Here is a 398-nt window from a genome sequence, read left to right as displayed (position 1 = left end):
GTCCCGCTCCTCGCCGTCCACTCCGATGCTGACCAGTCCCGCGGGAAGGGAACGGGAGGAGGAGAGCTTCGACAAAGCGTTCAACACCGTCGTTTTGCCGGCGTTTTTGGCCAAGCCGACGATGGCGACACGCTTCAGTTCCCTTCCCGTCCAATCCTTCGGCCACACGACCCTCAGGCTTTGGCCGGTTCGGGGGAATGGGAGCCTCGGCGATCCTCCCGGAGCAGATGCTTCGGCTCCAGGTTGATCCGTTCGTCGCTCATCAGCGCCGCGATCCCCTCCTGGTTCCCCTTGGCCGACTGGCAATACTCGCAGGATTCCGGATCGTGGGGACGGTAATTGGAAGGTTCCGGATACGAGGTGATCACGCCTTCGAAGTTGCGCAGCACCGTTTTGGT

1 pseudogene is annotated in these 398 nt (G+C 62.1%); it reads right to left on the bottom strand.

The annotated features are described in order from the left end of the window. Nucleotides 1–173: 173 nt before the first annotated feature. Nucleotides 174–398, bottom strand: a pseudogene (locus RZO55_RS03040) (hypothetical protein); the annotation flags it as partial.

This window comes from Clostridium boliviensis (assembly GCF_033342255.1).
GTDB classification, from domain to species: domain Bacteria; phylum Bacillota; class Clostridia; order Lachnospirales; family Lachnospiraceae; genus Lacrimispora; species Lacrimispora boliviensis.
The sequence above is the reverse complement of the archived record's forward strand: the minus strand, read 5'-3'. Positions and strand labels throughout refer to the sequence as shown.